Source organism: Azospirillum himalayense (assembly GCF_042657465.1).
Lineage (GTDB): Bacteria > Pseudomonadota > Alphaproteobacteria > Azospirillales > Azospirillaceae > Azospirillum > Azospirillum himalayense.
On sequence record NZ_JBHSLC010000108.1, the window covers coordinates 20,842 to 28,654 of the forward strand.

7 protein-coding genes and 1 pseudogene are annotated in these 7,813 nt (G+C 69.6%); 1 reads left to right on the forward strand and 7 read right to left on the reverse strand.

The window, feature by feature from the left end; translation table 11 throughout:
- Nucleotides 1–71: 71 nt before the first annotated feature.
- The 6 genes from ACFPMG_RS28720 to ACFPMG_RS28745 are packed head-to-tail and all read right to left on the reverse strand — an operon-like array spanning nucleotide 72 to nucleotide 6,440.
- Nucleotides 72–797, reverse strand: coding sequence for an ABC transporter ATP-binding protein (locus ACFPMG_RS28720; protein ID WP_376998600.1), 726 nt, complete (start codon nucleotides 795–797; stop codon nucleotides 72–74).
- Complete coding sequence (locus tag ACFPMG_RS28725) at nucleotides 791–2,602, reverse strand: branched-chain amino acid ABC transporter ATP-binding protein/permease (protein ID WP_376998601.1); 1,812 nt, start codon at nucleotides 2,600–2,602, stop codon at nucleotides 791–793. Before ACFPMG_RS28725 ends, ACFPMG_RS28720 begins: the two co-directional genes overlap by 7 nt.
- Nucleotides 2,599–3,495 (reverse strand): branched-chain amino acid ABC transporter permease, encoded by an 897-nt coding sequence (locus ACFPMG_RS28730; RefSeq protein ID WP_137117434.1) that lies wholly within the window; start codon nucleotides 3,493–3,495, stop codon nucleotides 2,599–2,601. Before ACFPMG_RS28730 ends, ACFPMG_RS28725 begins: the two co-directional genes overlap by 4 nt.
- A gap of 33 nt (nucleotides 3,496–3,528) precedes the next feature.
- Complete coding sequence (locus ACFPMG_RS28735; RefSeq protein WP_376998603.1) at nucleotides 3,529–4,761, reverse strand: ABC transporter substrate-binding protein; 1,233 nt, start codon at nucleotides 4,759–4,761, stop codon at nucleotides 3,529–3,531.
- A complete protein-coding gene (locus ACFPMG_RS28740) occupies nucleotides 4,758–5,102 on the reverse strand; it encodes an AtuA-related protein (RefSeq protein WP_376998605.1) in 345 nt (114 codons plus the stop codon). The genes ACFPMG_RS28735 and ACFPMG_RS28740 overlap by 4 nt, the downstream gene beginning before the upstream one ends.
- Nucleotides 5,103–5,105: 3 nt before the next feature.
- Nucleotides 5,106–6,440, reverse strand: coding sequence for an acyclic terpene utilization AtuA family protein (locus tag ACFPMG_RS28745; RefSeq protein WP_376998607.1), 1,335 nt, complete (start codon nucleotides 6,438–6,440; stop codon nucleotides 5,106–5,108).
- Between the two features lie 239 nt (nucleotides 6,441–6,679).
- Here ACFPMG_RS28745 and ACFPMG_RS28750 point away from each other — a divergent pair, with 239 nt between their 5' ends.
- Entirely contained in the window at nucleotides 6,680–7,594 is a 915-nt protein-coding gene (locus ACFPMG_RS28750) for a LysR family transcriptional regulator (protein ID WP_376998609.1), read from the forward strand.
- Nucleotides 7,595–7,722: 128 nt separating this feature from the next.
- Here ACFPMG_RS28750 and ACFPMG_RS28755 read toward each other — a convergent pair.
- Nucleotides 7,723–7,813: pseudogene (locus ACFPMG_RS28755) on the reverse strand (IS5/IS1182 family transposase); the annotation flags it as partial.

Sequence of the window (7,813 nt, forward strand, 5' to 3'; positions counted from 1 at the left end):
GGGCCGCCGATCGGCGGCCGATTGGGATAAGCGCCGCCGATCAGGCGGCCGGTTGGGACAGGCGCCGCCGGTCAGGCCGCGTGGTGGGCGAAGTCGCCGCCGAGATAGGCTTCGCGGATGCGGGGGTCGCGGCGCAGCGCGGCGGCGGCGCCCTCCAGCACGATCGACCCGCCTTCGAGCACATAGGCGCGGTCGGCGATGGCCAGCGCCTGGTTGGCCATCTGCTCGACGAGCAGGATGGTCATGCCGTCCCGGCGCAGGCCGACGAGCGTCCTGAAGATGTCGGCGGTGATGATGGGCGCGAGCCCGAGCGAGGGCTCGTCGAGGATCAGCAGCTTGGGTTCCGTCATCAGGGCGCGGGCGATGGCGAGCATCTGCTGCTCGCCGCCGCTCAGCGTGCCGGCGATCTGGTCGCGCCGTTCCAACAGCCGGGGGAACAGCGCGTAGAAGCGGTCGATGTTGGCGGCGATCCGCTGCGGCTGACCGCGCAGCAGATGCCCGCCGAGCAGAAGATTCTCGTGGACGGTCTGGTCGGTGAAGATCTGCCGCCCCTCCGGGGCCATGGCGACGCCCAGCGCGACGCGCTGCGGGGTGCTCAGCCCGTCGATCGGCCGGCCGTCGAAGGTCACCCGCCCCGTCGCCGGGACGAGACCGGTGATGCCGCGCAGCAGGCTGCTCTTTCCGGCGCCGTTGGCGCCGATCAGGGCGACGATCTCGCCGGCCCCGACCCGGATGGACACCCCGCGCAAGGCGCGGATCGGCCCGTAGGAGACGCTCAGGTCGGCGACGGTCAGCATGGGCGCTCCTCCTTGTCCAGTTCCGGCCCATCCGGTTCCGGGCTGTCCTCGCGGCCCAGATAGGCCTCGATAACGCGGGGGTTGGTCTGGATGTCGCGGGGCGCGCCTTCGGCGATCACCACGCCCCGGTCGAGGACGACGATCTCGTCGGAGATCCTCATCACCAGGCCCATGTCGTGCTCCACCATCAGCACCGCGACGCCGAGCTGGCCGATGCGCTTGATGAGCTGCCCGAGCTCGGCGGTCTCCCGAGGGTTCAGGCCGGCGGCGGGCTCGTCCAGCAGCAGCAGGACCGGGTCGCCGGCCAGCGCGCGGGCCAGCTCGACGCGGCGTTGCAGGCCGTAGGGCAGGCTGCCGGCCAGCGCCCCGGCGTGCTCGCCCAGCCCCACGAAGTCCAGGACGGCCTTCGCCTTGGCGACGGCATCCTCCTCCCGCCCGGTCACGCCGATCCGCGCATGGGCGCCGATCAGCACGTTGTCCAGCACCGTCATGGAGCCGAACAGACGCAGGTTCTGGAAGGTGCGGGCGATGCCGCGGGCGGCGCGGGCGTGGGCCGTACCGCGGGTGATGTCCTGGCCGGCCAGCCGGATGGTTCCGGAGTCCGCGGAGATCACGCCGGTCAGGATGTTGATGAGGGTGCTCTTGCCGGCGCCGTTGGGACCGATCAGGGCGTGAATCCGGTGGGCGTGCAGCCGCAGCCCGACCTTGTCCGCGGTCACCACGCCGCCGAACGCCTTGCTGACGTCGATCACCTCCAGCAGGGACCCGGCGGACGGCTCCGCCCGGCCGCGCTCCATCGCGGTCAGCGGGGGAGTCTCCACCCCATCCAGGACGGCCATCCGGCGGGGCAGGACGCGCGCGATCGCGCCGGCGACGCCCGTCGGCATCAGGTAGAGCGCGAACAGCAGCATCGCCCCATAGATGAAGTGCTGCACCGACGGCCATTGCGCCAGGAACACCTCGGTCATCGTGAGGATCGCCGCGCCCGCGATGGGACCGTAGATGTTGCCGGCCCCGCCCAGCAGCACCAGCAGAAGGATGAAGACCGACAGGTGGAAGGTCACGAAGTCGGAATTGAAATACTGGTTCTGCTGCGCCACCAGCGCGCCGCCCAGCCCGCACAGCGCGGCGGCCAGCACGAAGGCGAGCGTCTTGTAGCGGTAGACCGAGATGCCCGCGCACTCCGCGGCGATCTCGTCGCTTTGCAGCGCCAGCAGCGCCCGCCCGAACCGTCCGTTCAGCAGGTGGGACAGGGTGAGATGGACCGCCACGCCCAGCACGATGACCAGGACCACCCAGTGCTTCAGCGCGAAGGGCTCGTCGCCCCATGTCAGCGGAGCGATGCCGTAGATGCCCTGGGCGCCACCGAACAGGTCGGTCCATTCGGTCACCAGCTTCTCCACCACCAGCCCGAAGGCCAGCGTGACCAGGGCGAGGCTGGGTCCCTTCACCCGCAGCGACGGCAGGGCGATCAGCACGCCCACCGCGGCGGCCACCAGCGGTGCGGCGGCCAGCGCCAGCGCCGGCGGAAGCTCCAGCCGGGTCGTCAGCAGGGCCACCGTGTAGGCCCCGGCCGCGAACAGCCCCGCCTGCCCGAGCGACTTCTGCCCGGCATAGCCGGCCAGCACGTTCATGCCGGAGGCGCAGATGTAGTAAACGCCGGCCATGAAGGCGACGTAGAGGTAGAAATCGTTGCTCAGCGTCAGGGCGAGCGCCACCAGCGCCGCGCCGATGCCCAGGGCCGGAGCCGCCCGCAGCAGGGCGGAACGGCGGGCCGCCGGCCGGAGTACGGAGGCCTCCATCATACCTTTTCCACCAGCTTCCGGCCGAACAGGCCGTTGGGCGCCATGGCCAGCACCAGGATGACCAGGAGAAAGACCATGATTTCCCGCCATTGCGCGCTCCACAGGGCCGTCAGGGACTCCACGAGGCCGATCAGCAGGCCGCCGGCCATGCAGCCGCGCGGGTTGGTCAGGCCGCCGATGATCGCCGCGGAGAAGCCCTTCAGGGCGATGATGACCCCCATGAAGAGGGAGGCCGACAGGATCGGCGCGACCAGCACGCCGCTCAGCCCGGCCAGTGCCGAGCTGGCGAGGAAGGCCATCGCCATGACGCGGGGCACGTCGATGCCCATCAGGGCGGCGGCGTCGCGGTTCAGCGCCACCGCCCGCATGCAGCGGCCGATGGCCGTCCGCCGCATGGCGACGTCGAAAGCCCCCAGGATCGCGAAGGCGAGGACCAGCACCACCAGCTCCTGCGAGCGGAAGCCGGCCTCGCCGACGCGGAACACCTCGTCGCCGAAGGGGGCGGGCAGCATCCGCGCCCCCAGCCCCCACACCGACAGGGCGGCGCTTTGCAGGACGATGCCGAAGCCGATCGTGCTGACCACCCAGGACATGCCCGGCTTGCCGGCGAAGGGCCGGATCGCCGCCAGATACAGCGGCAGCCCCAGCACCCCCATCGCCAGCGCCGCGGCGACCGCCGCCAGCGCGTAGAGCCAGACATAGCCGACCGCGTCGGCGCCGAGCGCCGCGGTGAGCACCCCCACCGTTCCAAGCCCGACGAAGGCGCCGACCGACACGAAGTCCCCCTGCGCGAAGTTCAGCGTCCGCGTGGTGGTGTAGGTCAGGTTGAAGCCGAGGGCGATCAGGGCGTAGACGCTGCCCAGCGTCAGCCCGCCGATGATGGCTTGCAGCATGGGGTCACCCTCCGTGACGGTTGGCGGGCCGCGTCACTTCTTGAAGTCCGCCGGTTGCAACCCGGCCAGCACCGGGTCGTTGAAATCGACGACCTTGCCGTCCTTCCAGCGCGACCAGTGATAGTCCGCCGCCGTCAGCCCCTCGTGCTGCGTGGTGGAGAAGGGCTTGTCGTAGGTCTTGACCATGCCGGCGACCGGCTTGTTCAAAGACTCCAGCGCGGCGCGCACCGCCTCGCCCTTGGTGTCGCCGGCCTGCTCGGCCGCCGCGGCCCACAGCAGGACCGTGTCGTAGGCCTGAGAGGCGGCCCAGAACATCGACGGGTTGGCCAGCTTCGGCCCGATCCGCGCGAACAGCGAGTCCGCCTCCGCCGACTTGCGCTCGCTGGAGGTGGTCAGGAAGACCGGCCATTCCATCAGCTTCGGCCCGGCGACCTCGGGGAAGCCGCTGAAGGACGCCGCCCAGGTGGTGAAGACCTTCGGGAAATAGTCCAGCTTCTCCATGCTGCGCACGAGATGCCCGAGCGGCGCCGCCTGCGCCCAGACCACCAGCGTGTCCGCTCCCGCCGCCTTGGCCTTGGACAGCTGCGAGGTCATGTCGGTGTCGCGGGCGTCGAATTTCTCGATGGACACCGGCTTCATGTCGTGCAGCGCCGCGATCTGCTCCAGATCCTTCAGCCCCGCCTGTCCGTAGCCGGTCGTCTCCACGAAGAAGCCGACCGCCTTCGCCTCGGGGTTCTTCTTCACATAGGCCAGCAGGGCGGCGGCCTGCTCGCGGTCCACCATGGAGACGCGGAACAGGTAGTTGCCGCTGGACGGCCCCTCGGTGATGGCGGTGCTCGACGCGCTGGAGACCAGCACCGGCATGCGCTTCTGGTTGGCGATGTGCTTCCAGGCCAGAGCGTTGCCGGAATTGGTCGGGCCGAAGACGACCGAGACCTTCTCGCGGTCGATCAGGTCGGTCATGTTCTGGATCGCCTTGGGCGGCTGGCCCAGATCGTCGCGCACCAGGAATTCCAGGGGGCGGCCCAGAACGCCGCCGCGCTTGTTGATGTCCTCCACGGCGGCGCCGATGCCGAGCACGCCGATCTGCCCCGATTCCGCCGACGGCGAGCCGGAGATGTCGCCGTTGTAGGCGATCTTGATCGGATCGGCGGCCTGGGCCTGGACCGACGCGGTCATGAGGACGGCGGCGGCGGCTCCCAGGAGCGCCGTCAGGCGCGGGCGCGCGGGCGCCGTGTTGTTGGACGTTGTCTTCTGCTTGGTCATGGGCGTTCCCCTCCATATTGGTTGTTCTGCCGGTTGCGGTTCGGCAGTTCGAGATCGAGCAGGGCGGAACTCAGCGCCTTGCCGTGGGCGTCCAGGGCGAGCGAGCGGGTGACCCCGCCGCCGAGCGCCCCGGTCAGCACGAAGTTGAGCGCCCCCAGGGTCGGCAGCTCGTAGCGGGTCACCGTTCCGGTCACGATTCCCTGGAAATGCGTGGCGACGCTCTGGGCCGTCAGATGCTCCGCCAGAAACGGGTAGTCGGTCTCGTCCAGCGCGATGACCGAGATGTTGGAGATGTTGCCTTTGTCGCCGGAGCGGGCGTGCGCGATGTCCCGGAGTTTCATGGCTTACGCCTCCAGCAGGGTGACCGTGGTGCGCACGGCGCTTTCCGGCAGCAGGGCGGAGGCGACGGCGACGATCTCGCGCGCCGATTTCCAGGCGCCGCCGCCGCCCGCCGGGCCGTTGGTGTAGAGGGTTTCGACCTCGTTCCCGATCCGGGCCGCCTCCTCCAGCGTGGCCGTCCGCCCGGCCACCCGCAGGCGGACCTCGTAGGGCGTGTGGCCGCGCGACAGCCGGTCGCCGTGCAGCGCGTCGAGGCCGATCAGGTCGAGCTGCAACTCCTCGGTCCGCACGCCGGTCAGGGCCAGCCGCTCGCGGACGATCTCCAGCGCGAGCCGCCCACGCTCGACCGCTCCCGGTCCGGCGTAGGAGATCTGCCCCTCGCCGATGCAGCTGTCGATGTAGCCGATGGACAGCTTCAGAAGCCCGGTCCGCGCGGTGCCGCACCCGCCATGGACGCGCACCCGGTCCGGCCCGTCGCTCTCGACGCGGGCGGCGGAGAAGTCGGCGACCACGTCCGGCTGGTAGTAGCGGGCGGGATCATGGATTTCGTAGAGAAGCTGTTCCTTCACCGTTGCCGGCGTGACGCAGCCTCCGGTCCCCGGCAGCTTGGTCAGCGCGAGCGTGCCGTCCGCGTGGATCTCGCCGATGGGAAAGCCCAGCCGGGCCAGTTCCGGCACGTCCTTGACACCGGGGTCCGCGAAATAGCCGCCGGTCACCTGCCCGGCGCACTCCAACAGATGTCCGGCCATGGTGCCGCGCCCCAGCGCGTCCCAATCGTCCATCCGCCAGCCGAATTCATGGACCATCGGAGCGAGGAACAAGGCCGGGTCGGCGGCCCGTCCGGTGATGACCACGTCGGCTCCGGCGGCCAGCGCCTCGACGATGGGGGCGGCGCCGATGTAGGCGTTGGCCGAAATCACGCGGTCGCCGAGCCCGCGCAGGGTGCCGCCGTCCTCCAGAGCGACGTCGAGCTTCCGCGCGACCGCCAGAACGTCGTCACCGGTCACGGCGGCGATCCGCAGCCCGCCCAGCCCCAGGGAGCGGGCGACGGCCCGCGTCGCCTCGGCGGCGCCGAGCGGGTTGGCGGCTCCCATGTTGGTGATCAGCCGCACCCCGTTGCGCCGGCAGGCGCCGAGCACGGCGGTCATGCGGACCGTCAGCAGCGGATCGTAGCCCCCGGCAGGGTCGCGTTGCCGCGCCTGCTGGGCCAGGGCGATCGTCCGCTCGGCAAGGCATTCGAAGACGAGGTAGTCGAGGCCGCCCCGTTCCGCGAGATCGATGGCCGGTTCGATGCGGTCACCGGAATAGCCGGCGCCGGACCCGATCCTGATGCGGTGCATCGACGGTCCTCAGCGCGGCGAAGGGAAGGCGTGGGACGCGACGGTCCCCATGGCGGCTCGGGCGCCGCCGGTGAGCGAGGCTGGCATGGTCTCCCCCTTGCATTCTTATTCGTTTCGGTTCTTCCGCTCCGGCGCGTCGCACCGGCGGGCGGCTGAATTCCGCTGTATGCAAACCATCCTTGCCGAGATTGTTCGCACGAACAATTGAATTGATTCAATGTCAGTAATAGAGTTGAGCTATGGATCTCAGCCTTCGCCAGATACGCGCCTTTCTCGCCGCCGCGCAGACCCGCAGCTTCACGCGGGCGGCGGAGTCGCTGCACGTCGCCCAGCCGACCCTGACGGTGCAGATCCGGCGGCTGGAGGAGGCCCTGGCGGTCAAGCTGTTCGACCGCAACACCCGGTCCGTCGAACTGACCCGCATCGGCAGCGAACTGCTGCCGGTGTTCCAGCGCATGGTCCACGACCTGGATGCCGTGGTGGTCGACACGCATGAGATCGCCGCGATGCGGCGCGGGGTGGTGCGCGTGGCGGCGCTGCCGACCATCGCGGCGGGCGTGCTGCCCGACGCCATCCAGTCCTTCCGTGAGCTTCATCCCGGCGTGACCTTCGTTTTGAAGGACGTCATCGCCAGCCGCGTGCTCGGGCTCGTCCGATCGGAGGAGGTGGATCTGGGGGTTACAGGGGGCGAGGCGAAAGGACAGGACATCGACACGGTGCTGGAGGTGCGCGACCGGATGCACATCGTCTTCCCGCAGGGCCATGTCGTCGGCGATCTTCTGCGGGTGACCATTGAGACGCTGGCCGAGGTGCCGCTGGTGCTGATGGACCCGGCGACCAGCGTCCGCGAGATCGTCGACGAGGCGTTCCTGTCCGCCGGACGGATCGCTAAGCCGGTCTGCGAGGCGACCTATATGATGACGGCGATCGCCATGGTGCGGGCGGGGCTGGGCTTGACGATCCTGCCGGGCTCCGCGCGCGAGATCGCCGCCGAACCGGCGTTGCGCTCGCGCCCCATCGATATGTTCGGCTTTTCCCGTCCCGTCAGGGTCATCCGCAAGACGGGACGGTCCCTCCCGCCGCTGGCCGAAGCGTTCCTCGATCACCTCTGCTGTGTTCTGAACGATTGCAGGACGTTTCACCGGGAGGGGTGAACGGAGCTTACCCCTGGAGTGATGGTTTTCCCGCATTGCAAGCGGGAAACCGTGCTCCCTCTTGAGGGCCGCGCGATAGGTGTCAGCTAAACAACGCCGCCATTATCAACGAAACACAGTAAGAGCGCCTAACAGAACCATTTCTGGACGAAGCGCCAGCAGATGAGGCTGGCGGCGATGTGATGGAAGGCGGTGAAGATGTCGGCGCGCCGCTCGTAA

Coding starts and splice junctions, on each gene's coding strand:
- ACFPMG_RS28720 (WP_376998600.1), bottom strand. CDS start 797: ATGCTGACCGTCGCCGACCTGAGCGTCTCCTACGGGCCGATCCGCGCC.
- ACFPMG_RS28725 (WP_376998601.1), bottom strand. CDS start 2,602: ATGATGGAGGCCTCCGTACTCCGGCCGGCGGCCCGCCGTTCCGCCCTG.
- ACFPMG_RS28730 (WP_137117434.1), bottom strand. CDS start 3,495: ATGCTGCAAGCCATCATCGGCGGGCTGACGCTGGGCAGCGTCTACGCC.
- ACFPMG_RS28735 (WP_376998603.1), bottom strand. CDS start 4,761: ATGACCAAGCAGAAGACAACGTCCAACAACACGGCGCCCGCGCGCCCG.
- ACFPMG_RS28740 (WP_376998605.1), bottom strand. CDS start 5,102: ATGAAACTCCGGGACATCGCGCACGCCCGCTCCGGCGACAAAGGCAAC.
- ACFPMG_RS28745 (WP_376998607.1), bottom strand. CDS start 6,440: ATGCACCGCATCAGGATCGGGTCCGGCGCCGGCTATTCCGGTGACCGC.
- ACFPMG_RS28750 (WP_376998609.1), top strand. CDS start 6,680: ATGGATCTCAGCCTTCGCCAGATACGCGCCTTTCTCGCCGCCGCGCAG.